Origin of the sequence: Allobosea sp. 67-29, from assembly GCF_001898115.1 — a bacterium.
GTDB lineage: Bacteria > Pseudomonadota > Alphaproteobacteria > Rhizobiales > Beijerinckiaceae > Allobosea.
This window is the reverse complement of record NZ_MKSQ01000019.1, coordinates 1-24,026: the sequence shown is the minus strand read 5'-3', so window position 1 is coordinate 24,026 and position 24,026 is coordinate 1. Positions and strand designations below refer to the sequence as shown.

Sequence of the window (24,026 nt, the reverse complement as noted above, 5' to 3'; positions counted from 1 at the left end):
GGGTCCTTCCGAGGGCGGGGGGGCCTACGGAGCGCGCCGCCCCCCGCCGTATCACTCAATGTTGCCGGCCATAGGGGGTTCCGCCGCCAATCCGGCGGTCCGATGAACCCATGGCGACGCCGCCGAAAGCGGCGCCGGGCGTCAGCGAGGAACAGCTCGCGAAGCTGCTAGGCTGCTCGGATCGGAACATCCGGGATCTCGCGAAGCGCCAGCTCGTCGTCAAAGTCGCGCCCGGCCGCTACGATCTCGGCCGGTCGGTCCAGACTTACGTCAAGCACCTCCGCGACCAGGCGGCAGGCCATCGTTCCGGCGAGGATGACCTCGTCGTCGAGCGCGCCCGGCTCACCCGGTTGCAAGCGGAGGAGATCGAAGTCCGGCTCGCCGTCCGCCGGGGCGAGCTGATCGCCATCGATGAGGTGTCGCCGGCGCTGGAGCGCATCGTTCGTGCCGTCCAGCTGTCGCTGCTGGCGGTCGCGACGAAGGCTGCCGGTCGGCTGCCGCATCTCAGCCGACACGATGTCGGTGTCGTCGATGCCCTGATCCGCGAAAGCCTCGCCGATGCCGCGGTCGAGAAGCTGCAGGGCGCAGTCGAAACCGCCCGGAAAGCCGCGAAGCGCAAGGCATGACGAAACACGTCGGGCCGCAGGATCTGCTCGTCGAGCGGGTTCTGCGGCTCTTCGCTCCCCCTCCCCGGCTGACATTGTCGGACTGGGCGGCTGAGCACTTCTATCTGCCCGAGCGGTCCTCTGCGGAGCCCGGGCGGTTCAAGCCGTGGCCGTACCAGCGCTTCATCCTCGACGCCATCGGGGATCCGGCGGTCGAGCGCGTCACGGTGCTGAAGGCCGCCCGCGTCGGCTTCACCAAGTGCCTGATGGCCGCGATCGGAGCCTCCGCAGCAACCCAGCCATCGGCCATCATCCTGCTGGTTCCCACCGACGACGACGCCAGGGGCTTCGCCGTCGACGAGGTCGAGCCGGCATTTCAGGAGTCGCCGGCGCTGGCCGGTCTGCTGCGCACCGGCCGGAACGACGGCCGGAACACCATGGTGATGAAGGCCTTCCTCGGCGGGGGCTCTCTCAAGATCCTGGCCGCGCGCAGTCCACGCAACCTCCGCAGGCATGACGCGAAGCGCCTCTTCATCGACGAGGCCGACGCGATGGAGGTCACCGTCGAGGGCGATCCGATCGCGCTCGCGGAAAAGCGCACCTTCGCCCATGCCGACCGCAAGATCGTGCTGGGCTCGACGCCGACGCTGGAGAACGTCAGCAACGTCGAGCGGGCCTGGAAGCAGTCGAACCAGACGATCTTCGAATGCGCCTGCCCGCATTGCGGGCACTGGTTCGAATTCCAGTGGGAGCAGATGCGCTGGCCGGAAGGCGAGCCGGAGAAAGCCTGGCTCTGCTGTCCGAGCGGGAAGAACTGCCGCATCGAACATCGGATGAAGGCCGAGATGATCGCTGGCATGCGGCAGCGCCCGCTGCGGCCGGAGATCAAGGATCATGTCGGTTTCCGGCTCTCGGCGCTGATCTCGCTTTTCGCCAATGCCGCCTGGGGCAAGCTGGCGGCGGAGTACGAGAAGGCCAAGAAATCCGGCCCGTCCGAGATGCAGGTGTTCACCAACACCGTGCTCGGCCGGCCGTTCCGGCTTAGCCAGGCGCAGGTTGACGAGGACACCCTGCAGGCCCGGGCGGAATCGTTCGGGTTGTCCTTCGATCCGATCGGCGGCGCCTGGGACGCCGCCCTGCCGGCCGAAGTCCTGTACATCGTCGCTGGAGTCGACGTGCAGCATGACCGCCTCGAGGTCGGTCTCTGGGGTCTGTCCGAGGACCGGATGTTCGCCCTCGGTCACGAGGTCCTCACAGGCGACACCGCCTTCCCGGAGGTCTGGGGCGATCTCGACCAGTTGCTGCAGCAGCGCTGGGCCCATCCGCTCGGTGGCCGTCTCGGCATCGAAGCCTGCTGCATCGACGCCGGCGACAGTTCCGGGCGCCAGCGCAGCGCGCGGCTGATGGCCTTCACCCTGGAGCGCCATGGTGGTTGCCGGACCTATGCGATCCGCGGCGCCTCCAACCCGCAGCCGGAGCCGGTGAAGCGGGCGCAGAAGCTGAAGATGCCGGGCCGGCTCTGGCTGGTCTCGGTCGACCAGTTCAAAGCGGACATGTGGTCGCGCCTCGAACTGCGCGATCCCAGCCCGGGCTGGGTGCACTTCGCCCGGCACCTGCCGCGCGACTGGTACGAGCAGCTGCTCTCCGAGCCGCCGCAGATCGTCTACCGCCGCGGCCGGCCGCAACGGGAATTCGTCCGGATCCCGAACCGCCGAGCCGAGGTCCTGGACTGCTTCGTCTATGCCTCGGCGGCGCGACATTTCTTCCGCCCGGACTGGGCTCGCCGTGCCGCGGATCTCGCCGTCGGCGCCGCCGATCCCCAGCCCACGGCAGCCAAAAAGGACGCGGCGAAGGATCTCGCCGCTCTGTTTCGCAAGAGGTAACCCGATGTGCAGATGTGCTGACAGGCGCGCCGCGACCGCGGCCGGCGCCCGCGCCGTGCTGCGCGGCGATCTTTCCGAGGCCGCCCGACAGGTGAAGGCCGTGACGGCTTCCGCCCGTCTCGATCTCGAAATGGCGCGCGCGGCGGCCGCCGCGCGGCTGGCCCGCCGCTGATGGCGATCTTCATGGCCCGGCCGGGCGGGCTCGTTCGCTATGAGGGCCTCCGCTCGGCCGGAGCGACGGGCAAGAGCGCCGTCGCCGGCGGGACCGGGCTGGTTATCGACGTCAACGCCGCTGGCCTGCACGGGCTGGCCGACATGTTCGCCCAGGCCGTGCATCTCGCCCCGGTCGCCGCGGCACGCGCGCTCAACGCCACGAATTCCAAGGTGATGACACAGATCTCGCGGGTTCTCCCAAAGCAGACCGGCCTCAGGGTCGCCAGGGTGAAGGCCGCGCTGAAGAAACAGAACGCCTCGGCCGGGAGCCTCGTCGCTGCGGTCCATGCCCGTGGGCCGTATCTTCCGCTGTCGCAGTTCGGGGCTCGAGAAACCCGCAGAGGCGTCTCGGCGGCGCCCTGGGGCAAGCGCCAGGTGTTCGATCACACCTTCACGAAGGGCGGCCGGTTTCCGAACCGGGTCGCACTGCAGATGGGTGGTCACGTCTTCAAGCGCCTCGGCAAGTCGCGGCTGAAGATCGCCATGACCTACGGGCCGGCGATCCCCGTCGAGATGGTCAAGGATGCCAGCCGGGAAGCCTATGAGCGCACCGTCGCACGCGAACTTCCGGGCGATCTGAACCGGGCGCTCGGCTCGGTGATGAGGGGCTTCTGATGCTGTCGCTCACGCCGGAGCAGATCGCCGAGATCCAGGCGCAGCTCGCTGAGGCAAAAGCCGCCCGTCATATCCTGCTGACGCAGGGCGGCGTCGTGAAGACGATGACGCGCGCACGGGATTCGATTCAGGAGACACAGTGGTCACCGGCGAAGCTGTCAGACCTCGAGCGCTATATCGCCGAGCTTGAGCGCCAGCTCGGCCTCTGCCCCAGTATTGTCCGCGCCCGCTCGCGGCGGGTGATGTTCTGATGCAGCCCTTGCTGGACGCCAGCGGCATCCCGCTCCGCGGTCGGCCGCCGGAATCGACGCATGTCGGCGCCTCCCGCACGCATCCGGATCTCGCTGCCTGGCGGCCGCCCCGAATCTCGGGACAGGCGGCGATCTCCGCCGACCGCATCGCGATGTCGGCGCGGGCCCATGATCTGGCCCGCAACGACGGCTGGGCCTCCGGCGGGGTCAGTCGCGTCGTCGACTGTATCATCGGTGACGGCTGGCGTTGTTCAGCAGTGCCCAACGCCAAGGCCCTCGGCATCACGGCGGATCAGGCCAGGGATGTCGGCGACCAGTTCGAGGCGGCGTGGACGATCTACGCCGAGGACCCGGACAACTGGGGTGATGCCGCGCGCCGCCTGCCCGTCGCCGGAAACCTCGCCCTAGCCTATCGGCATTTCATGTGGGATGGCGAGGCCTTCGGTGTCCTCCGCTGGCGGCGCAGCCCGGCCCCATGGCGGACCTGTCTGCAGCTGATCGACCCTGACAGGCTGGCCAATCCGCCGGGCCTGCCGGAGAGCGACGTGCTCCGCCAGGGCGTCGAGCTCGGCGGCTGGGGCGAGCCCCTCGCCTACCATGTCAGAGTCCGGCATAGCGCCGACGGCATCACCGCGCCGATGAACGACCGCTTCGAGCGGGTCGAGCGGGAAACCCGGTGGGGCCGCCGGATCGTCCTGCACCATTTCGAACCGGAGCGGGCAGGCGAGGTCCGCGGCATCTCGCGGCTGAAGACCGTGGTGAAAAAGCTGCGGATGCTCGGTCGCTATGACGAAGCTGAGCTGCAGGCCGCTGTGCTCAACGCCACGCTGGCGGCCTTCCTGAAGTCCGACTTCGATCATAAGGCCCTGATGGAATCCCTCGGCCAGATCGATGGCGAGACCATCGCCGGCGGCATCGACGCCTATAACGCCAAGCGCGTCGACTACTGGCGCGAGAACATGGTCGACCTGCCCGGCGCCAAGGTCACCGCGCTGTACACAAACGAGGACATCACGTTCCCGACGGCATCGCGGCCGTCGGCGCAGTTCGAGATGTTCGAGCGCACTTGCCTGCGCAACATCGCCACGGCGCTCGGCACCACCTACGAGCAGCTTTCCATGGACTGGGGCGAGGTCAATTATTCCTCGGCCCGGGCCGCGCTGCTCGAGGTCTGGCGCGGCTTCTACGCCCGGCAATGGTTCTTCGGACACGGCTTCCTCGCCCCCTGGTACCAGGCGGTGATGGAAGAGGCCGTCGATTCCGGCCGGGTCAAGCTGCCGGCCGGGGCGCCATCCTTTCACGAGGCCCGGGCAGCGTGGTGCGCTGCGCGCTGGGTCGGACCGGGACGCGGCTGGGTCGATCCCTACAAGGAAGCCCAGGCCGCACAGCTCCGGATGTCGATCGGCGTCTCCACACTCGAGCACGAGGCCGCCGAACAGGGCCTGGACTGGCAAGAGGTGCTGCAGCAGCGCGCCTGGGAAAACGAGTTCGCCAAGAAGCTCGGCCTGCCTCCCGTCCATGGTCTGCCGCCCGATCCCGCGACTTATCCGCCTCCTCCCGACGACGAGGAGCCGCCCGCCCGCAAAAAGAAGGAGCCGGCATGAGCGAAGGGCTCTTCCGGATCGCGGACCTCGCCTTCAACCGGCCGCTGCTGATCGAACACGAGGCCGCCGCGATCGCCGCTTCCGTCCTGCTCCCGCGTATCGGCGCCGAGACGATTGTCGACCTGCCGGCCGACCCCCAATCAGTGGAGGCCTCGGCCTTCGTCGGCACACCGGTCTATCGGGCAGATGGCAGATTCGCCGGTTACCGCATGGCCGGGGACGGTGTCGCCATCGTGCCCATGCGAGGCAAGCTGGTGAACCGCGGCGCCTACATCGGCGCATCATCGGGGCTGACCAGCTATGAAGGCATGCAGGCGGTGTTCAATGCCGTCCGCAACGACAACCAGGTCCGCGCCGTCGTCATCGATGAGGACTCTCCGGGCGGCCAGGCGTCCGGCGCCTTCGAGACCGCCGATCTCGTCCGGCAGCTCAATGCCGAAAAGCCGGTCGTCAGCTTCGTCAATTCCCTTGCCTGTTCCGCGGCCTATCTCATCGGCGCAGCGGCGGGAGAGATCGTGCTCACGCCTACGGCCTCCGTCGGCTCGATCGGCGTCATTTTCATCCACCTCGACCGCTCGGGCGAGATGGCCAAGGCCGGGGTGCGGCCGACGATCGTCCACGCCGGCGCCGGCAAACCGGACGGCAACCCGTTTGAACCGCTTCCCGAAGCCGTCCGCGCCGATGTCCAGCGCGAGGTCGACGGCCTCTATGCGGAGTTCGTCTCAGCCGTCGCCAGCTATCGCGGCTCCCGTCTGACCGAAGATCGCGTCCGCGCCCTGGGCGCACGCGTCTACCGCGGCCGCGCCGCCGTCGAAGCCGGCCTCGCCGACCGTGTCGCCACCCTGGACGACGTCGTCGCCCAGCTCAGCAGCCCGAACCGCCGTCCCGGCGGGTCACAGCAGAAAGGATCGCGCATGTCCGCGACCGAGAAGACCGAGCCGGGCGGAGATGCCGGCATTTCCCAGGCGGAGCATAACACCGCCGTCACCGCCGCCCGGCAGGAAGGCCAGCAGGCCGGCCTCGCCGAAGGGCGGGCGCAGGAGAAGACCCGCCTGAAGGCGATCATGACCTGCGATGCGGCCAAGCCGCGCCAGGCCGCGGCTCTGGCACTCGCTCTGGAGACCGACGTCTCCGCGGAACAGGCGGCCTCGGTTCTCGCCGCCACGCCGGAAGCCGGAAAGTCCGGTCTCGGCCAGTTGATGGCCGGCGTCACCGAGGCCGATCTCGGCACCGGTGCCGCTCCGCAGAAGCCCGAAACCAACGCCTTGGCCGCTCGCATGGCGAAGCGGTTCGGCAAGAACTGAGGAGGCCTGCATGACCCTGCGCGGAACTGAGCCCAAGCGGCCCTCCGACGTTCTGAAGCGTCACGAGCCCGATTTTTCGCTGGAGGAGCGCATCGCTGCCTCCGGCTCCGGTATCATCCAGATCGGTCATGTCCTCGGTGCCGTCCTTGCCGGCGCCGCGACCGCCGCGGCCAAGGCCGGTGGCAACACCGGAACCGGCACAATCTCGGCGGTGACCAAGCTCGCCGATGTGAAGACCGGCATCTATTCGGTGCGTTTCACCACGGCCACCGCCTTTACCGTTCGCGACCCGAACGGTGACGTCGTCGACACCGGTACCGCCGGTGCCGCCTTTGCCAACGATATCGGCTTCACCATCACCGCCGGCGGCACCGCCTTCGTCGCCGGTGACGGGTTCGATATCACCGTTGCGACGGGTTCCAGGGAAATGAAGCCCTACGATCCGACGGCGACCGACGGCAGCCAGATCGCGAGCGAGATTTCGATCGGCTATGCCGATGCGACCTCCGCGGCCGCGAAGATCCTGACCGTCGCCCGCCAGGCGGTCGTGGTCCGCAACGAACTGGTCTGGGGCGTCGCCGTGACCGCCGACCAGAAAGCCGCCGCCCTCCTCCAACTCGAAAAGGCCGGCATCCTCTCGGCCCAGGGAGCCTGACACATGGCCGCCACCCAGAACAGCACTGTGCTGGATCTCTTCGACGATCCGGTCTTCTCGGCCCGGGCCCTTACGGACGCCATCAACCTCGTCCCCAACAACTACGGCCGCGCCAACGAGCTCAACCTGTTCCCGATCCGCGGGGTCGCCACGACCTATGTCGAGATCGAGTACAAGAACGGCGTCCTCAACCTGCTGCGGACCGCCGAGCGCGGCGCCCGCGGCACCGCTGGCCTCCGCGGTCGCCGGAATGTCCGGATCTTCAAGATTCCGCACATCCCGCACATCGACGCGCTGCTGGCGGCCGACCTGCAGAACCGCATTCCCTTCGGCGCCACCAATGTGCTGGAGCGGATCCAGGATGCCACGAACGAGAAGCTCGAGGACATGACCTCGAAGCATCACATCACGCTCGAAGCGATGCGGATGTCCGCGCTCGACGGCGTCCTGCTCGACGCCGACGGGTCGGTCATCATCGACTACTACGCCGAGTTCGGCATCACCCGGAAAACGGTGGACTTCGAACTCGACGTCACCACCACCGAGGTGAAGAACAAGAACATGGAGGTTCTCCGGTACATGGAGGACAACCTGCTCGGCGAGACGATGACGTCGGCGCGCGCGCTGTGCTCGCCGGAGTTCTTCGACGCCTACACGACCCACCCCAACGTCAAGGCGGCCTATCAGTACTACACCTCCCAGCAGGAAGTGCTCCGCAACGACGTCCGGCGCGGCTTCAAGCACGCCAACATCTTCTGGGAGGAATATCGCGGCAACGCCAACTACGTCGCCGACGACGGGTCGGTGCTGAACCGCAAGTTCATCCCGGCCGGCGAAGCCCGGATCTATCCGGAGGGGACCCGTCAGACCTTCCAGACCTATCTGGCGCCGCCCGACGCGATGTCCGAGGTAAACTCGGCCCCTGGCCCGGATCAGCTGATCTATGTCACCCAGGAGCGTCTCGATCACGACGCCGGCATCGAGTTCAAGAGCCAGTCGAATCCTCTCCCGCTCAACAAGCGGCCGGCGCTCGTCGTCACCGCGACGATCTGAGGAGCCCAGCGATGCGGATCCTCATGTTGAAGAGCTTCTCCTACAACGTCGACGACGCCGGAACCTTCCGGCGGACGTTGCCGGAGGGCCTGACCTTCGACGAGCCGTCCGAGGTCGCCGAAGCCGCGATCGCCGCCGGTTGCGCGAGACGGATCGGAGATCGCGTGGTGATCTCCGAGGAGGTCGACGTCGCCAACTCTGCCGACACCGAACACCTCGCCGGCACGGCCGCCGCCGATCACGGAGACGATGGTCTGGCGCGCGTCGAAAGCGGTCCCGCCGCGGAGCCGGTCAGCCCGGCACCGGCGCCCAAGCGGGGCAAGAAGGCCGACGGCGACGATGTCGCCCCGGCCGAGGCTGTCGACCCGGATTGATGCCGAGTGCCTTCACTGCGCGGCACAACGCCGCGCAAGCAATCATAGACGCGCGGCACGGCGAGCCGTTCCAACTGGTGCCGCGCGCCAACAAAGCCCCAGACCCGACGAGGCCGCTTCCTCTGGGTGCGCCGGTCGTCCGCGCAGGGGTCTTCCATGAAGCTCCCGCTGAATCTCGCCATGAGATGAACGGCAAGGTCGGAGGCCTCTCCATTCCGGGGCTTCCGGCTGGCACCCGCGTCGTCGTCATCTCGTTCCAACGCACCCAGATCCCGACGACCTGGCGCTCGGCCACCGTGCCCTACGGCATTCGCCGCGGCGATCTGATCCTGCGGCAGGACGACGGAAGCGCGTGGGTGGCCGAGGACGTCGAGCCCGGCGGACCTTCGCGCGTGGAATGCCGCGTGCTGGAAGCCAAGGACCCGGGCTGATGTCGCTGACCCGCATCGCTCTCAGGCTCGCGGCACTCGCCGCCATCAAAGCCTCACCCGCGCTTGCCGGTGTTGCCGTCTTCGACTCGGCCTGGAGCCATATCGACCGGACCTCCGACGATCCTTACGTTCCTGTCGTCATCGTCAGCACCGAGGACGTCCTGGTCGACGAAAACGAGGTTCGCTTCGAGACCAACCGTCGCGTCGACATGCTCATACAGATCTCGTTGGCGACGCTTGAAGGGGCATTTGCGGAAATCGCGGCCGACGACTGGGATACCGCCGAGGTGCTGCTCGACATCCTGGAACAGGAAATCGACTGGGCGCTGGAGCGCGATCCGACCTGGTCCGGCCTCGTCCAGCACGTCGACAAGAATTCCACGACGGTGCGTGACGCCTCGGGCGCGACGAAGATGCCGCACCGGTTGCTGGTGCTGAGCGCCAGGGTGTTCGAGATCGAGCAGCAGGCGCCGGCCATCGCTCCGAACCAGCCGGCACAAGGGCTCGATCGATGGGGTGCGGTCATCGCCAGCCTCGCCGCGGCGCGGCCGGCCGAAGACAAGGTCCGACAGATCCTGGAGAACCGCGCCGCCATCACCCTGGCCGAGCAGGTCCAGCGCCTCGCCACCGTTGCCATGAAATTCCGCCCGGCGATGGAGCCGAAACCGGGCGACGATGAGACCGTCGAAACCATCGACGTCACCGTCGAGCTGCCGGCGCCTCCAACTCCCTAACCTCTCCAGCAACAGGAACCCACGATGGCCACCATCAAGGTCAGGCCGGCGGATGGCGCGCGCGTCGTCCAGCCGGGCCCCGGCGGCATGCCGATCCCCGCAGACGGCATCGAAGTGCCGGACACCGCCTATTACCGCCGCCTCATCCTCACCGGCGATCTCATCGATCTCGGCGCCGCTGGGGACGCTCCGGCGCCAGCCGCGGCCGAGGTCACCTCGCCCGCCCCGGCACCGGAAACCGGCGGCCGCCGTACCACTCGGGCCCAGCAGGAGTAAGCCATGGCGACGACGACCTTCGACCAGATCTCCTCGACGACCCGCTCCGGGCTGTTCCATGTCGAGGTCCGCAGCGGCGGTACGCCCTACCAGGACCGCCCGCGCACCCTGTACATCGCGCAGAAGCTCGCCTCCGGCAGCGCGACGCTGTCGGTTCCCGTGCTGGTCCCGTCTGAGATCGCCGCGGACGCCTATTTCGGCGCCGGCTCCGATCTTGCTAGGATGTGCCGAACCGGCATGATGAACCGGCCGACGAACGAGTTCTGGGCGCTGCCGATGCCGGATCCGACCGGTGCCGACGCCGCCACCGGCATGATCGCGATCGCGGCGATCCCGGGCGGCGGCATTTCCGGCCCGATGATCGTCGAGATCGGCGGTGTCCAGGTCGTCGCTGCCGTTACGAAGGCCGATACCCAGATCACGGCGGCCACGGCATTGGCTGCGGCGATCAACGCGGCGCTCGTCGAGGTGTCCGCGGCCACCAATGCCAATGCCGGCGAAGTCGAGTTGACCGCACGGCATCCCGGCGCGCTCGGCAACGATATCGACATCTATGTCCCGGCCAGCGGCAACGCCATCGGCGGGACGCAGTCGGTGGTGACTGCGATGTCCGGTGGTGCCGCGACGCCGGCGCTCGCGCAGTGGACCACGGCGCTGGCCGCGCTTGGTGACGACGAGTTCGACACCTGGGGCCAGCCGTGGACCGATACGGTCTCCCTGGACGCCATCAAGGCCGAGTTCGACGAGCGCTGGCACGACAACCAGCAGATCTACGGCCACATGATCACGGCGAAGAAGGCGACCGTCGGCGCGCTGTCCAGCCTCGGCAGCGCGCGCAACAACAGCCACGAATCCATCATCGGCTTCGACGGCTCGCCGACCGGGTGCCAGATCTGGGCGGCCGCCGTCGCCGCGATCGCCGGCTTCCACCTCACCGATGCCGGCAACGGCGAGATCTCGCGGCCGCTGCGGACCCTGGCGCTGAAGGGGGTGAAGCCGGCGCGCGATCGGCTGAAGCTGTTCACGAAATCGAACAAGGAGACCCTGCTCTACGACGGGATCTCCACCTATGACGTCATGCGCGACGGCACCGTCCAGATCGACCGCGTCATCACCACTTATTCCCAGGCGCCGACTGGGGCGATCGACTGGACCTGGCTCAACATCAACCAGGTCTACCAGGCGATGTACGTCGTCCGTTCGATCAGGAACGCGGTGCTGACTGCGCATGGTCGCCAGGGCCTGGCCTCGACCGACCGCTACGATCTCGAGGCGATCACGTCGCCGGCGGAGGCGAAGGCAACGCTCATCGCCGAGTACAGCCGGCTTGAGCGAGCGGGTGTCGTCGAGAATTCCGGGCTGTTCGCCCAACTCGTCCAGGTCGACCGCAACGAGACCGATGCCGACATGCTCGACGTCTATCTGCCCTTCGACGTCGTCAACCAGCTCCATGTCTTCCGGACCGCCGCGGTGCTGTTCCGGCAGTTCCCGCAGCAGGCCGCGGCCTGATCCAGCCCTGAAAGGAGCCAGCCATGGCGACCAAGCGCTTCGGCGGCAAGATGACGCTCATCTTCGCCGGCCGAAAATTCGAGATCATCGGCAATTGTGAGCTCGACACGCTCGGCAAGTCTCGCGATAGCAAGGCGACGGCGAGCGGCAAGCCCTACAGCACCGAGGAGATGCTGCCCGGCAAGCTCACCGTCGATATCCTGGAAACGATCTCTGGTCCGGATTTCCGGGATGTCTTCGATCTCGTCGATGAGAACCTGACGCTGATCGAGCAGACCGCCAAGCGCATGCATGTCATGCCGGAGACGGAGATGACCGGCACTATCAAGCGGGATCGCAAGACCGGTCAGGTCAGCGGCGTCGAATTCTCCTTCCCGGTCGACGGCTATCAGGAGACCGCGCTTTGAATCCGGTCCGGATCCCGCTCGAGAAGCCGGTCACGATCGGGACCAAGGTCTACGACCACGTCAAGGTCCGAGCCCCGACCTATTTCGACTACATGGACATCGGCGAAGCTCTGTCGACCCGACACGTCGACGGTGAGGGCTTCACCGTCGAGCATCTCGACCGGCTGAAGGCGTACGCCGAACGCTGCGTCACGACGGGCGATGATGAGGTCGCCGAACCGGCGGTGCTGATCGCCGGTGGGTTCAAGCTGGCGCGCAGGGTCCACGAGGTGCTCTGCGATTTTTTGTACCGCCTGCAGGAGGGGGTTGGGACGACTACGCCGACCACCTCCTCTTCGGACTCCGCTGGCCGCCCGGCGACGTGATGAAGCTGCCGCTGCCGCATCTCGTCGAGCTGCTGGATCGGGCTGTGGACTGGCGCGAGCGGAACAAGGGTCGATAGATGGCGCGCGATCTTCAGTCACGCGTCGTCATCACGGCGGAAGACAAGACTGCGGCCGCCTTCCAGTCCGTCGCGTCGAAGCTGAAGGCGCTGTCGTCTGCCGCCAAGCAGGTGAAGACGGTCGCCGAACAGGTCAGCGCCGTGAAGTCGGCGATGGCGGCGGCCGCTCCAGCCGAGCGGATCTCGATATACCGGCAGACTGCACAGCGGACGCTCGAGCTGGCGCGGGCGCACCAGGAAGCGCGGAAGCAGTTCCGGGCAGCCGCGCGCGAGATGAGCCAGATCGGCCCGCCGACCCAGGCGCTCGCGCAGCGCTACCAGGGTCTGCGCGAGCAACTGCAAGGCACTGGCCGGGCCCTTGCGGACCAGAAGGCCGTGCTGGCCTCTGCCCGCGGTTCGATGCGCGAGATCGGCGTCGACGTCACCAGATTGACCTCGGAACAGCGACGCCTCGAGTCGGCCACGCGAGCCGCTACCGACGCGCAGCGCCGCCAGCACGCCATTCTGGAGCGCCGGGCCCAGCGCCGGGAAGCCTGGGGGGCCGCCATGGGTATCGCCGGGGTCGGGGCCGCCCGCATGGGCAAGAGCCTGGCCTCGCAGGCGACGACGTCGATCGCCGAGTTCGATATCGCGGTGAGGAAGCAGCGGGAATTCACGGATATCCCTGCAGAGGCGCAGAAGCAGTACCTCATCCCGCAGGCGAAGCGCATCGGCCAGGAAACCCAGTTCACCAACCTCGATATCGTCAAGGCACAGACGGCATCGATGCAGGGTTTGCCGAGCTCCATCACCGGCCAGATGAAGGCCGTCGTGGCGCAAGGCATGATCGAGAACGTGAAGAACTATGCGCTCGTCATGGAAGCCGACATGCAGCGCGCGGCGGAGGCCATCCGATCCTATCTGCAGGCGACCGGCAAGGACATCTCGACTAAGGAAAAGGCGCTCGCCGAGGCACAGAAGGCCACGAATCAGCTGGTCAAGATGGCCAAACTGGGCGGCATGAACGACGACGACGTTCAACAGGCGCTGAAATTCGCCGCAGCGACCGGGACCGGAGCCGGGCTGTCGCCTGAGACCATCATGGCGGTTGCCGCCCTGGCCCGGCGCGGGGGTCTCCGCGGCGACGAAGCCGGTGTGTTCATTCGCGCGGCATCGTCGAAGCTTGTCGCCCCGACGAAGAAAGGGCTGACCGCGCTCAATGCGGCCGGCATCGACTATTCGAAATACGTCTCGATGCCCGATCGGCTGGAGACGTCGGCGCTGGAAGCCCAGTTCAAGCTGCAGTTGGGCACCGGCTTCACCGACAAAACCCGCGCCCGCCTCGCCGGTGTGCTCTCCGACAAGTCGATCCTGGGCGACCGCGGCCGTTTCATCCAGGCGGTGACCGAAGCGGTTGAACAGCAATTCCCGAAGACCAAAAAAGGCACGATGCGGCCCTCCGATCGGGTCAATGTCGCGAAGGCCGCAGGTGACTTCTACAAGGTCTCGGCCGAACGGGTCGACTCGCAGAAGCTGCTCGACGACATCATGGGGTCCAATATGACCCTGGCCCAGCTCAACGCCTTCTTCACCGACAAGCATGGTGGCAAGGCAGGCATCACGCAGCGACAGCGTGACGAGTACAACGCCGCCAGAAAGGAGCTGACCAAGGTCGGAGACGATCCGGACTTCGCGAAGCGTAAGGCGGACGAGATCATGGGCGGCATCGGCGGCTCGTTCGAGCAGGCGAAGGGCGCCGTCGAGAATTTCGTGCTGGCCGTCGGCTCCGCAAACGAGAGGATCATCAAGTTCGGCCTCGACGGCTTCAGCGAAGTGCTGGATTCATTTTCGAAGCTTTCAACCGGCGGGCAGCAGGTGGCCACAGCCTTCGGCGCCTTGGCCGCGGTCGGCGGTGGCGTCTACGGGTCAGCTAAGCTTCTGGGCCTGCTGACCGGCGCGGGCGGCCTGTCCGGTTCGGCGGTAGCGCTAAATGAGTCGGCCGCTGCCTTGACCGCCGCTGCCGCGCGCCTCGGCGGCGCCGGCGCCCTGTCCGGGGCGACCACAGCCGCGGCGGGGGGCGGTGCGGCGGCCACGGCCTCCCGGCTTCCCTTTCTCGCCCGGCTGGGGCTGGGGACGGGTGTCGGCGCCGTCGCGGCGGGTCTCGGCTACGCGATCTATGAGATCGGCCAGGCCAATGCGGAAAAATATAAGGATGTCGCCCCGGGCGAGGTCCATAACGAGGGGCGCAAGCGCATGCATCGCGCCAACGAGCTCTATCGACAGCGCATGGAAGACTTCAAGCGCGATAACAAGGTCGAGCTCGAAGGCAAGGCCGACGTGAAGGTCGACGTCAGCGTGAAGCTCGATCCGAAGCTTGAGGCCAAGCTCGACAAAGCGATCTCGGCGACCGGCCATCTTTCCGCCACGGGCAGCACCGGCGTCGGATCGACCGGCCGGACGATGCCTGAAGCCTCGGCCGACGGGATGAACTACTGATGCCGGTTGGCCGCGACTGGGCGCGGGATCTGCGCCCGGCATCTTTCCGTGGGGTGCCCTTCGAAACCGACGACGACGGCATCCGAGATCTTCTTCGCCAGGCCGTGCACGAGATCCCGAACGGATCCTGGACGGTCGAGCGCCTTGGCCCAGGCGCCGGCGAGATCACGATCCGCGGTTACGTCGCCTCATCCCGCGCCGATATCGAGGCTGCCGCGCTCAGCGCCACCTTCAAGGATGACAGGCCGGGCCTGCTGGTCCTGCCCATGGTGGGGCCGGTGCAGGTCTCTCCACTCGAGCTCAGCCGCGACCGCAGTTCCTCGAAGCACGGCTATGTTTCGCTGTCGATGCGCTTCGTCGTCAGCCCGCCGCGCCAGGCCGGGGTCAGCGTCGACTACCTCGCCAATCTGGTCTTCACCGCGAGCGCCGGCTTGCTCGGGACGGCCGTGCAGCAGATCGCTACGATGCTGCAGACCGTTTCCACCGCGGCCTATGTCGTCGATGCCGCGATCGGCAGCTTCGCCGGCGTCGTCGCAGCCGTCGACCAAGTCCGGGCGGCGTCCCGCTCGACCGCATCTGCCGACGTCGCAATGACGCTGACGCGCCTGGGCTTCCGTACCGCGGAGGTTGCCGAGGATGACCGGCGCGCCGAGTTGCTCACCGAGCTGACCACGGCAGCCGTCGACCTTGCCGATGGGATGGACCCCGCCTCGGTCGCCGGCGGCTTCCGGCCCTTGCGATCTCTCGTCGCCGCGGTTCCGGACAGCGCCGCAGCTTCGGACGTCGCCGCTGCGGCGAACGCATCCGCACTGGCCTCGCTGGCGCGGATCTCCGCGCTTTGCGTCGAGGCGGAGGCGATCGCCCGCACCAGCTACGCCGATCGCGACGGCGCCGAGGCTGCCCGCACCAACTTCGCCGCTCGCGCCGGGGCGGAATCGGAGGCCATCGTCGCTGTCGTCCAATCAGCTGGCCGACGACCGGCAGCATCCTCGGTCGTCACCGGATTGGCGGAGCTCCAGCGCGCCGTCGTCGATTATCTTGGCACCGCCGCGCTCGATCTGGCGCCGCGTGTGACCGTCGAGACCAATCAGAGCCTGCCGGCGCTGGTCTGGGCCTGGACGCTCTATGCCGACCCCGCCCGCGCAGGCGAACTCCGCCGTTTCAACCGGGTACCGCGGCCGGCCTTCATGCCGACGCGGTTCCGCGCGCTGGCACCGACTGTCACCATCGGGCGCGGCCCCTGATGCTCGAAGTTCGTGAGAACGTCAGCATCATGGTCGGCGGCGAGCCATGGCCGGACTGGGAAAGCCTGACCTGGACGGCGGCGATCAACGAAGCGGCACGATCACTGACCCTCGACGTCGCGCCTGACAACGCCAACCTGGAGAAGATCCACGCCTATTTCTCCGGGCGGGCGCCGATCGTGGTTCGGAGCTCCCACGTTGATGGCGCCGAAGGCGATCTGGTCTTCACCGGAAAGCTGGACAGCAAGATGCCCGGGATGACGTCGGGACGTCGGAGCTTCCGGATCGCTGCCCGGGGCACCGGCGCAGCGCTGGTCGACAACGCAGCAGTGCACAGCACCGGCCGCTTCCGGTCTATGACGCCGAAGCAGATCGCCGAAGCACTGGACGAGACGAACTGCCGGATCGTGGCCGATACCGGCGCCGGCATCGTGATCCCGCGTTTCCAGATCACACCTGGCGAGACCGTCTTTGCCGCCCTGGAGCGGATGACTCGCGATCGCCGGCTGACGCTTCGCGGCGAAGCCGACGGGGCCGTCGCCATCACCAAGGGTGCGACCGGGCGCCGCCATGCCGGCGGCCTCATCGAGGGACGGACGCTCGGCGATTCCTCGGCGACCCACGATTTCTCGAAGCGGCATCACAAATACATCGTGCGCGGCCAGAGCCCGGACGGCACCGGCGCCGATTCGACCGAAATCGAAGAACAAAGCGAGGATGACGGTGTCGAAGGACCGCGCACCCGCGTTCTGATCGCCGACAAGGACCTGCAGAAGAGTGATGCCAAGGAGTATGCGCAGCATCTCCGCGACCGTGCGGCCGGAAACGCCTTGAAGGCTTCGCTCGAGCAGCCGGGCTGGCGCGATGAAGCAGGGACGCTGTGGACGCCCGGAAACCTGGTCTGGGTTGAATCGCCCTGGCTCGATGTGCGCCAGGACCTGCTGATCGAGAGAGTCTCCGGCACCCAGACGAAGAGCGACGGCAACGGCGGCGGATCGAAGGCCAGCCTCAGCCTCGTCGATCCCCGCGCCTATGGGGGCAAGAAGGGCAAGGGCAACAAGTCGGGATCCTCCTGGACGATGAGCGAGGACGAATGAGCCAGGACCAGACCCGCGCGATGATCAGCCGCGGCCGGCTGATGGGCAGCGACGACAGCGGCGACTATCAGAAGATCACGGCGCGCGGCTTCGCCCGTGAGGAGCTCGAGGGTATTGTCCGCCATCAGCAGTTCGGGCTGTCGTCGAATCCGGGGCCCGGATCCGAGGGACTGCTGCTGCGTCTCGGCGGCCGCGCAGAGCGTACCATCGCCATCCTGTTCGAGCTCCTCGGCGCCCGGCCGAGGAGTCTGCCGGTCGGTGCGACGGCGCTCTACAACGCCTTCGGCCTGGTCTGGAAGCTGCTCGCCGACAAGGCCGATCTCGATCACGGCGGCAAGAACCTGCATGCCCGTGGGGCCGGCAAGGTCAAGGTCGAGGCCTCCGACTGGATCCAGCTCGACGGCTCGGCAGTCTATCTCGGGAAGCCCCCGTACTCCCCGGTGATGACGCAAGACGGACCATCGCAGCACGTCTTTGCCGGCATCGGCCCCGCGGCTCCGGACAGCCCGGCCGGCTCGATCTGAACCCATGGACATCCGCATCGTCACGGACGGCACCGCGGTGCCGCTCTCCGCCTATTGGGACACCGTCTGGAACCCGGAATTCTCCGAGGGTGACTGGGCGCTGACCGACCCTAGCGGAAGCGCGGGGACGCAGGGCGGCCTTGCTTCTCGCGCCGGTCTCGCCACTGCGATCCTGCTGGCCCTGTTCACCGACAAGCGGGCCCCGGAGCATGTCGTCCTCGACACCGCCGATCGCGGCGGCTGGTTCGGCGACCGCATCGATGTCCGCGAGGACCTCGGCGAAACCGACCTCGGCTCATGGATATGGATCTACGAGCGCTCGGCGCTGACCGCAGATCTCCCGCAGAAGATCCGTGACGCCGCGACCGATGCGCTGGAGCCGATCCGGTTGCAGGGCGCCGTCGCCCGGTTCGACGTCGCGGTCGACATGGACCGTGCGGCCGAGACGATCGACCTCTTCGTCGATGCCTTCAGTCAGGACGGCACCGTGGTGTTCTCCCAGCGCTTTTCGATCCTCTGGAACCAGGTCTGACATGCCTTGGCCGATCTCCACACCAAGCGAAATCGCGGCCAGGCTGCGCGCCGGGTTCGACGGCGCCCTAAACGGGGCGCTAGCCCGTTTATGGCCCAACAACGTCTCGGTCTCGGCGAAGGTCTTCGGCGGCGGGCTCTCCGAAGTCTACGACTACCAGGCCTGGATCAAGGACCAGATCTTCACCCGCACTTGCGCCGATGAGGTCCTAGAGGATCACGGCGCCGATCTCGACTTGCCGATCCGGGAGGCGACCGCAGCAACGGGGCTCGTCGTCGGAACAGTTTCCGCGGCAATCGCTGTCTCCGCCGGAACCATCGTCACCAGGGGCGACGGCCGCAGCTACAGCGTCGTCGCCGATATCGGTACCTCCGGCCCTGGTGATATCGCCATCCAGGTCATGGCCGTCGAGCCGGGCGCCGGCGGTGTCGCCCTGCCCGGCACGGTGATGACGATCGCCGGCGTCGACGGCGCTGTGGTCGATGGTGCCGGGCTGACCGGCGGGGCGGATCGGGAAAGCTATGACAGCTACCGGGAGCGGCTGCTGTTCTTCAAGGCCTACCGCCCCGGCCACGCCCGGCCGTCGGATTATGTGATCTGGGCCAGCGAGGTTAGCGGGGTCAGCCGCGTCTTCGTCGAGCGCCGCCCCTATGGCCCCGGCACGGTTCGGGTCTTCCCGCTCTTCGACGGGATCTACGAGGACGGGATTCCGCCCGCTGGCGAAATCGCCCGCGTGCAGAGTTACCTCGACGTCGTCGGCGCCTCCGGTGTCGCCGACATCATCGTCGCGGCCCCGGTCGCGCAGCCGATCCCGGTCGAAATCGACGAGCTGAAGCCGAATCTCATCGGTGTCCGCAACGTCATCCGTGACGAGATCCGCGCAACCGTCCGCCGCCGCGGCGTTGTCGCCGGCTCCGATACTCCGCACCCCGCCATGCCGTTTCTGGCCACGCCGCAGAGCTTCTCCCGGTCCTGGATCGGGCAGGCCATCTCCAACGCTGCGGGCGAGGACCGGCATGACCTCATTCTGCCGGCGAGCAACGTCACCGTCTCGGCGGGCAGCATCGCGACCTACAGCGACCCGGTGTTTTCGTGATCCTCGGACGTCTCTGCCCGTCGATCGAGGATGTCCGAGCCGCCGTATTCGCCTACCTGCCCCGCGGCCGGGCCTGGCAGACCAGGAGCGGCGGTCCGCATCCCGGCTCAATTCTCTACGGGTATTGGTCTGCGGTCGCCGACGAGGTGAAGCGGCTCTACGACCGGGGCTGTGCGCTTGAACTGGAATTGCTCTGCTCGACGGCCGTCGAAACCAAGCCGGAATGGGCGGCCGAGGTCGGACTGCCCGATGGCTGTGGCGTCGAGCAGGACCCCTGCCCTCGGGGTCATCCGATCTTGGGCGATCTCTGCGATCTCCTGGAAAGAACCGCCGCATCGGCGGGCTTCAGCATCGTCTGCTCCCGCGCCGCGATCTATTGCGGCGAGCGCGTTGGCCGCGCCCGCGCGGGCCGGGCCCGCGCCGGCGGCGCCGGGCGGCCTCGCTCAACACTCGTCATCCTGGTCGACATCGCTGCCATGGAGCAGTTGCCGGCCTTCCGCCCCGCCCGCTCTGGGCGATACCGGTCGGGCCTTTTGAGGCGCTGCGGTTTCGACGTTGCCAAGCTGCGCTGTGTTCTCGAGCCCTTCGTCCCGGCACATGCCGAGATCCTTATCCAGCCGACAGGAGCCTGACCGTGGTCAAGCCACTCATTCCGCCCGCCGTCGACGTCCTGGGCCCCTACCTCACGACGCCTCAGAGCGTCAGCAGCCGCCCTGGCCGTACGGGTGATGCCGCCGGCGACGGCTTCAGCTGGTTCAGGGACTGCACAGATGAGAATTCTGAGGACGGGACCCCGCTAGGAGCGGAGTTCCTCAACAATCTGAAGGCTCAGTTCATTACGCTGTTCCAGGCGGCCGGGCTTACTTTCGATGCCGACGAACTGCTGGCCCTCGCGATTCAGTCGGGCCGCGTGAATTTCGGCGGCACCTCGGCGGGGACGGCTAACGCCCCGAGCATTACGCTGGTCCCACAGCCGACCGATTGGTCGGCGCTTGTCGGAGCGGATATCAACTTCGTTGTCGGCATTACCAATACTGGTCCGGCCGCGCTGGCGGTCTCCGGGCTTGCGGGGACGAAGCCGATCGTTCGCCCCGGCGGCGCGGCGCTAAAAGCCTCCGACCTTGTCGCCGGCGCCGTGTTCCGCGGCATGTACGACGGCACCTCGATCCAGATGGCAGGCATCACGCAGAGCACGCCGGGTAGCGTCGATGTCTACGGTGTGCCCGGCACCACCAATTGGACGGTTCCGGATGGCGTCTTCAAGATTCGTGCGCGGGTCTGGGGCGCTGGCGGAGGCGGGGGCTCAATGATCAGCGCCGACGGCGCCGGCGCCGGCGGCAACGGCGGAGGGTACGCCGAAGGCGTCTATTCGGTCACGCCGGGGGACGTCATCGCTATCGTCGTCGGGGCCGGCGGCGCCAAGGGCACCGTGGCCGGGGGCGGCACCAATGGGCTTCAGGGGGGGACCTCATCCGTTGGATCTCTGCTCTCCGCAACAGGCGGTGGTGGGGGTGGTTCTGGCTACGCCGGATACGCAGCACTGGCTTCGGTGATCAAAGGGGTCGGGACTGGGGGCCAGATCAATCTCGATGGTCAAGTCGCAGCAAATGCTTACGTCATTGGGGCCGTCTACATGGCCTCGGCTGGTGCCGGCACCTACAACACTCCAGGAACGGCCGCCTCGCGCGGCAACTCGTTCAAAGGTCAGCAGCCCGGCGGAGGCTCGTCAGGCGTTGCCGGCATCGTCACGAACGCCACCGACGGCGCCGACGGCATGGTCATCATCGAGTACTGAGGAGCGATTCGATGCAGAAGTACGCTCGCGTCATCGATGACCATGTCGTCGAGACCTTTACGCCTCCGGAGGGCGGCAAAATCGGGGATTGCTTCCATCCTGACATCGCTGCCGAATTCATTCCTTGCGGTCAGGCCGTCGGTCAGGGCTGGACGGTAGCCGGAGGCAAATTCACCGCGCCGGGTCCGGTCGTTCCGGAGGAGGCGACAGATGGCCAGGACTGAGTATTTCACCCATCCCAAGATTGCCAAAGCCGAAATCCCGGCATGGGAGCAGACGCCGTTCGTGCTGAATGGCGATCTCTATCATGCCGGCTTCCGGCGGGCCTGGTCGGCGACCTGTGGCCACGGCATCATCATCGAGAAATTCGATGCGGTGCGCCGATGCTTCTACAAAGTCGGCGACCTGCCGACCGATCGCTATCTCGGCTGCGTCCTGACGCTCGACGATGGCCGCGTAATCGTCTTCACGACGACGGACGTCGCCTTCACTGAAAACAGCGTCATGGCGCGGGAAGTCGACCCTGAGACGTGGACCTGGGTCGGCGAGGAGTGGGAGGCATTCCAAGCGCCCGTCGGGTTCAGCGTCTTCAATTCCAGCGCGTGCGTTTATCCAGGCGGGTACGCGCTGGCGGTGGAGACAGATGAGGGCAACATCGGGCCAGACGGTAAGCCCATCGCTTTCAGCATGCGGATCGTCACTTCCACCGATCTGCACACCTGGGCCCCCGCGGGCGGATTGTTCTACCCGGACATCTATTTCGCCTGTCCCTCCATCCGCTGGGTTCCTGAGGCTGGGCGTTTCATGGGAACCTTCCTCTGGCAGAACAAGGACCCTGCACTTCCGGACGATCATCCGCTCAAGATCATCTTCGAGAGCGGCACCTTCTGGATCTCTGCGGACTTCGCCTCATATGACGTTTTCCACGGGAGCCCGACCGTTGATGCACATGCGCCGCTGATGTCGCCGGATGCCTGCGAAGGCGTCAACAACTCCGATGTCGATTTGGCCGAGTGGTTCGACCCGATGCCGCGCCCCGGCTTCCCGGAAGGCGGATGGGTTGTCCACTACGTCTACATGACGGGTGATCAGAAGACCTGGGCGTTCAACAACTACGCCAGGTTCGAGGGCCGGCTAATCGACTATTACCGGTCGCTCTGGCCAGCGTGAAATGAGCCGCTTGGCGAAGTTCTGCGCCGGCATCTCGACCAAACGATAGCTGCAGTAGGCAGCAGCAAGGGTTAGGCCCAGCGCGATCGCAGCCTGGATCGGCGTCAAGAAGCCGAACTCGCCGACCGCTCCCATAACGAGCGGGTGAAGCAGGTAGATCGAAAAGCTGATCTGCCCGGCAAGCGTGAGCGGCTTCCAGCGCAACCATATGACCAGCGGGCTCCCGTAATGGGCTGCGGCGATGGTGCATGCCGCGGCCAAGGAAACGGCGGATACGCTGAAGCCGTTCTCGTGCTTACTGACGGCAGCGATGCTCAATCCGATGGCGACGAGGAACAGCGCCGACCCGATCGTAGGCCTTTGCTTCTCGTCGGTGATCAGGAGCCGGTAGACCAGCATCCCGGTCAAGAACGAGTGGAAGTGCCAGAAGATCGTGAAGTTAGGCTGTTGAATGCCGAGGAACGTCGTGATGGCTTCGCAGACCGGCGGCCACATCAGTATCGCGGTTACGGCGACCATGCTCCAGGGCGCGGTGATGAGCCAGGCGAGCACGAACGGAAACATGAAGTAAAACAGGAACTCGACGAAGATCGACCACTCGACGCCTATCAGGGCATTCCTCGTCGTGGGGTCGAAGATGCTGATGAGCGTCACCTCGCGGACCAGGACTTCGGCAATGTGCTGCGCCGGCATGCCACCATGCATCTTGATCACCGCGGTCACGGCGCAGACGGCGTAGAACAGCGGCATGATCCGAAAATAGCGACGGATGAAGAAGGCGCGCCAGTCGACGGGTGTCCCCTCGAACGCCTGAGGTAGGCTCAGGCAGAGGCAGAAGGCAGAGACGACGAAGAACAGCGTCACGCCGTATTTTCCGTGGTCGACGAAGGCGTTCCCGGTTTCTCCGAAGGCGCGAAGCCCGAAGCCCCCCGAGTGGATCAGAAAGACCGCCAGCGCTGCAATCGCGCGTAGGCCGTCGAGCTCCAGAATGCGCCGCTTCATATCTGGCGCTTAGCACGTTCCCGCCCCACCAGCCACAGCCGCCTACGGGCGGCGTTTTTTCTGTCCGGAGCTACCCATGATCCGCGTCGTTCTCGCGGGCGCTTTGGCGCTCGCGCTTCTGCTTGGCTGCACGCCGCACCAGCCACCTGGTGGCGATCTCTGGCGAGTTCCGGGGCTCGGCCGATGAGCCTCGTCAGCAACTGGCGGCGGGTGCTTCGCCATGCGTGGTCGATCCGCTTCATCATCGGGGCAGGCGTCCTCGCCGGCGCCGAGGCCGCTCTCCCACTGGTGCAAGAAGTACTGCCCGTGCCGCGCGGCTGGCTCGCGGCTGGCTCGCGGCTGCATCGCTCGCCGTCACAGCCGGCGCCTTCGTTGCCCGTTTCGTCGCCCAGCAGTCGGTGTCGGGAGGCGGCGATGCCGATCAATAAGATCATCGCCACAAAGCGGGGCAAGGCCGCGATCGCTGCGGCGCTCATGGCCGCCGCCGTCGCCTCCTATCAGGCGGTCCAGATGCCGGCTGCGGTCATCCTGACGACGGCGGCCGCACCATGGACAGGACCGTGATCCTGCCTATCCGGTCGAAATAGCCGGCGCCACAGCTTCACCCACCGGAGAGATCAATGACGGCTCAGAATTTCGCGCCGGCGCTTGCGCGCGTCCTGGTGCATGAGGGCGGCTATGCCAATCACCCGCAGGACCCGGGCGGCGCGACGATGAAGGGCGTGACGCAGCGCG

The 24,026-nt window shown here is 66.9% G+C and carries 29 protein-coding genes and 1 pseudogene; 29 read left to right on the top strand and 1 reads right to left on the bottom strand.

What is annotated here, in order from left to right; all coding sequences use genetic code 11:
* Positions 1–110: 110 nt before the first annotated feature.
* The 26 genes from BGO20_RS14890 (at position 111) to BGO20_RS14765 (ending at position 22,289) form a co-directional block, all read left to right on the top strand.
* A complete protein-coding gene (locus tag BGO20_RS14890) occupies positions 111–626 on the top strand; it encodes a hypothetical protein (RefSeq protein WP_291664483.1) in 516 nt (171 codons plus the stop codon).
* Positions 623–2,488, top strand: a complete 1,866-nt coding sequence (locus tag BGO20_RS14885) for a phage terminase large subunit family protein (protein ID WP_291664484.1) — start codon at positions 623–625, stop codon at positions 2,486–2,488. The genes BGO20_RS14890 and BGO20_RS14885 overlap by 4 nt, the downstream gene beginning before the upstream one ends.
* 4 nt (positions 2,489–2,492) lie before the next feature.
* On the top strand, positions 2,493–2,660 hold the full coding sequence (locus tag BGO20_RS14880) for a hypothetical protein (RefSeq protein WP_291664485.1): 168 nt from the start codon (positions 2,493–2,495) through the stop codon (positions 2,658–2,660).
* Complete coding sequence (locus BGO20_RS14875; protein WP_291664486.1) at positions 2,660–3,316, top strand: phage tail protein; 657 nt, start codon at positions 2,660–2,662, stop codon at positions 3,314–3,316. Before BGO20_RS14880 ends, BGO20_RS14875 begins: the two co-directional genes overlap by 1 nt.
* The gene (gpW, locus tag BGO20_RS14870) at positions 3,316–3,567 is read left to right on the top strand and encodes a gpW family head-tail joining protein (protein ID WP_291664487.1); all 252 of its coding nucleotides are present in this window, start codon (positions 3,316–3,318) and stop codon (positions 3,565–3,567) included. Before BGO20_RS14875 ends, gpW begins: the two co-directional genes overlap by 1 nt.
* Entirely contained in the window at positions 3,567–5,171 is a 1,605-nt protein-coding gene (locus tag BGO20_RS14865) for a phage portal protein (RefSeq protein WP_291664488.1), read from the top strand. The genes gpW and BGO20_RS14865 overlap by 1 nt, the downstream gene beginning before the upstream one ends.
* Positions 5,168–6,475 (top strand): S49 family peptidase, encoded by a 1,308-nt coding sequence (locus BGO20_RS14860; protein WP_291664489.1) that lies wholly within the window; start codon positions 5,168–5,170, stop codon positions 6,473–6,475. Before BGO20_RS14865 ends, BGO20_RS14860 begins: the two co-directional genes overlap by 4 nt.
* A gap of 10 nt (positions 6,476–6,485) precedes the next feature.
* The gene (locus BGO20_RS14855; RefSeq protein WP_291664490.1) at positions 6,486–7,130 is read left to right on the top strand and encodes a head decoration protein; all 645 of its coding nucleotides are present in this window, start codon (positions 6,486–6,488) and stop codon (positions 7,128–7,130) included.
* A 3-nt stretch (positions 7,131–7,133) separates the two neighbouring features.
* A complete protein-coding gene (locus BGO20_RS14850) occupies positions 7,134–8,183 on the top strand; it encodes a major capsid protein (RefSeq protein ID WP_291664491.1) in 1,050 nt (349 codons plus the stop codon).
* Positions 8,184–8,194: 11 nt separating this feature from the next.
* Positions 8,195–8,557: a hypothetical protein gene (locus BGO20_RS14845; protein ID WP_291664492.1), complete on the top strand. Its 363-nt coding sequence runs from the start codon at positions 8,195–8,197 to the stop codon at positions 8,555–8,557.
* 185 nt (positions 8,558–8,742) lie between these two features.
* Complete coding sequence (locus BGO20_RS14840; RefSeq protein ID WP_291664493.1) at positions 8,743–8,988, top strand: hypothetical protein; 246 nt, start codon at positions 8,743–8,745, stop codon at positions 8,986–8,988.
* The gene (locus BGO20_RS14835; RefSeq protein ID WP_291664494.1) at positions 8,988–9,722 is read left to right on the top strand and encodes a hypothetical protein; all 735 of its coding nucleotides are present in this window, start codon (positions 8,988–8,990) and stop codon (positions 9,720–9,722) included. Before BGO20_RS14840 ends, BGO20_RS14835 begins: the two co-directional genes overlap by 1 nt.
* A gap of 24 nt (positions 9,723–9,746) precedes the next feature.
* A complete protein-coding gene (locus BGO20_RS14830) occupies positions 9,747–9,998 on the top strand; it encodes a DUF2635 domain-containing protein (protein ID WP_291664495.1) in 252 nt (83 codons plus the stop codon).
* Positions 9,999–10,001: 3 nt separating this feature from the next.
* The gene (locus tag BGO20_RS14825) at positions 10,002–11,507 is read left to right on the top strand and encodes a phage tail sheath subtilisin-like domain-containing protein (RefSeq protein ID WP_291664496.1); all 1,506 of its coding nucleotides are present in this window, start codon (positions 10,002–10,004) and stop codon (positions 11,505–11,507) included.
* Positions 11,508–11,530: 23 nt separating this feature from the next.
* Positions 11,531–11,914 (top strand): hypothetical protein, encoded by a 384-nt coding sequence (locus BGO20_RS14820; RefSeq protein WP_291664497.1) that lies wholly within the window; start codon positions 11,531–11,533, stop codon positions 11,912–11,914.
* Positions 11,911–12,279, top strand: coding sequence for a hypothetical protein (locus tag BGO20_RS14815; protein WP_291664498.1), 369 nt, complete (start codon positions 11,911–11,913; stop codon positions 12,277–12,279). Before BGO20_RS14820 ends, BGO20_RS14815 begins: the two co-directional genes overlap by 4 nt.
* A 77-nt stretch (positions 12,280–12,356) precedes the next feature.
* Positions 12,357–14,831 carry a phage tail tape measure protein gene (locus tag BGO20_RS14810; RefSeq protein ID WP_291664499.1) on the top strand — a complete coding sequence of 825 codons (2,475 nt, stop codon included), beginning with the start codon at positions 12,357–12,359 and terminating at the stop codon, positions 14,829–14,831.
* Complete coding sequence (locus BGO20_RS14805; RefSeq protein WP_291664500.1) at positions 14,831–16,075, top strand: DNA circularization N-terminal domain-containing protein; 1,245 nt, start codon at positions 14,831–14,833, stop codon at positions 16,073–16,075. Before BGO20_RS14810 ends, BGO20_RS14805 begins: the two co-directional genes overlap by 1 nt.
* On the top strand, positions 16,075–17,172 hold the full coding sequence (locus BGO20_RS14800; protein ID WP_291664501.1) for a hypothetical protein: 1,098 nt from the start codon (positions 16,075–16,077) through the stop codon (positions 17,170–17,172). The genes BGO20_RS14805 and BGO20_RS14800 overlap by 1 nt, the downstream gene beginning before the upstream one ends.
* The gene (locus tag BGO20_RS14795) at positions 17,169–17,696 is read left to right on the top strand and encodes a phage baseplate assembly protein domain-containing protein (protein ID WP_291664502.1); all 528 of its coding nucleotides are present in this window, start codon (positions 17,169–17,171) and stop codon (positions 17,694–17,696) included. Before BGO20_RS14800 ends, BGO20_RS14795 begins: the two co-directional genes overlap by 4 nt.
* Before the next feature lie 4 nt (positions 17,697–17,700).
* The gene (locus tag BGO20_RS14790) at positions 17,701–18,228 is read left to right on the top strand and encodes a phage GP46 family protein (RefSeq protein ID WP_291664503.1); all 528 of its coding nucleotides are present in this window, start codon (positions 17,701–17,703) and stop codon (positions 18,226–18,228) included.
* A gap of 1 nt (position 18,229) precedes the next feature.
* Positions 18,230–19,324, top strand: coding sequence for a baseplate J/gp47 family protein (locus tag BGO20_RS14785; protein WP_291664504.1), 1,095 nt, complete (start codon positions 18,230–18,232; stop codon positions 19,322–19,324).
* The gene (locus BGO20_RS14780; RefSeq protein ID WP_291664505.1) at positions 19,321–19,956 is read left to right on the top strand and encodes a hypothetical protein; all 636 of its coding nucleotides are present in this window, start codon (positions 19,321–19,323) and stop codon (positions 19,954–19,956) included. Before BGO20_RS14785 ends, BGO20_RS14780 begins: the two co-directional genes overlap by 4 nt.
* Positions 19,957–19,958: 2 nt before the next feature.
* Entirely contained in the window at positions 19,959–21,119 is a 1,161-nt protein-coding gene (locus BGO20_RS14775) for a glycine-rich domain-containing protein (protein WP_291664506.1), read from the top strand.
* 11 nt (positions 21,120–21,130) lie between these two features.
* Positions 21,131–21,343: a hypothetical protein gene (locus BGO20_RS14770; RefSeq protein WP_291664507.1), complete on the top strand. Its 213-nt coding sequence runs from the start codon at positions 21,131–21,133 to the stop codon at positions 21,341–21,343.
* Complete coding sequence (locus BGO20_RS14765) at positions 21,330–22,289, top strand: hypothetical protein (protein WP_291664508.1); 960 nt, start codon at positions 21,330–21,332, stop codon at positions 22,287–22,289. Before BGO20_RS14770 ends, BGO20_RS14765 begins: the two co-directional genes overlap by 14 nt.
* Here the strand turns inward: BGO20_RS14765 and BGO20_RS14760 are convergent.
* On the bottom strand, positions 22,254–23,291 hold the full coding sequence (locus tag BGO20_RS14760; RefSeq protein ID WP_291664509.1) for an acyltransferase family protein: 1,038 nt from the start codon (positions 23,289–23,291) through the stop codon (positions 22,254–22,256). The two genes, BGO20_RS14765 and BGO20_RS14760, sit on opposite strands and share 36 nt — an antisense overlap.
* Positions 23,292–23,474: 183 nt before the next feature.
* Between BGO20_RS14760 and BGO20_RS23670 the strand changes: the two are divergent.
* From BGO20_RS23670 to BGO20_RS14750, 3 genes and pseudogenes are all read left to right on the top strand, one after another.
* Positions 23,475–23,561, top strand: a pseudogene (locus BGO20_RS23670) (DUF7940 domain-containing protein); the annotation flags it as partial.
* Positions 23,562–23,705: 144 nt separating this feature from the next.
* Positions 23,706–23,855, top strand: coding sequence for a hypothetical protein (locus tag BGO20_RS14755; RefSeq protein WP_298921868.1), 150 nt, complete (start codon positions 23,706–23,708; stop codon positions 23,853–23,855).
* 56 nt (positions 23,856–23,911) lie between these two features.
* Positions 23,912–24,026 (top strand): glycosyl hydrolase 108 family protein (locus tag BGO20_RS14750; RefSeq protein WP_299858258.1); only part of this gene is annotated, 115 nt, incomplete at its 3' end.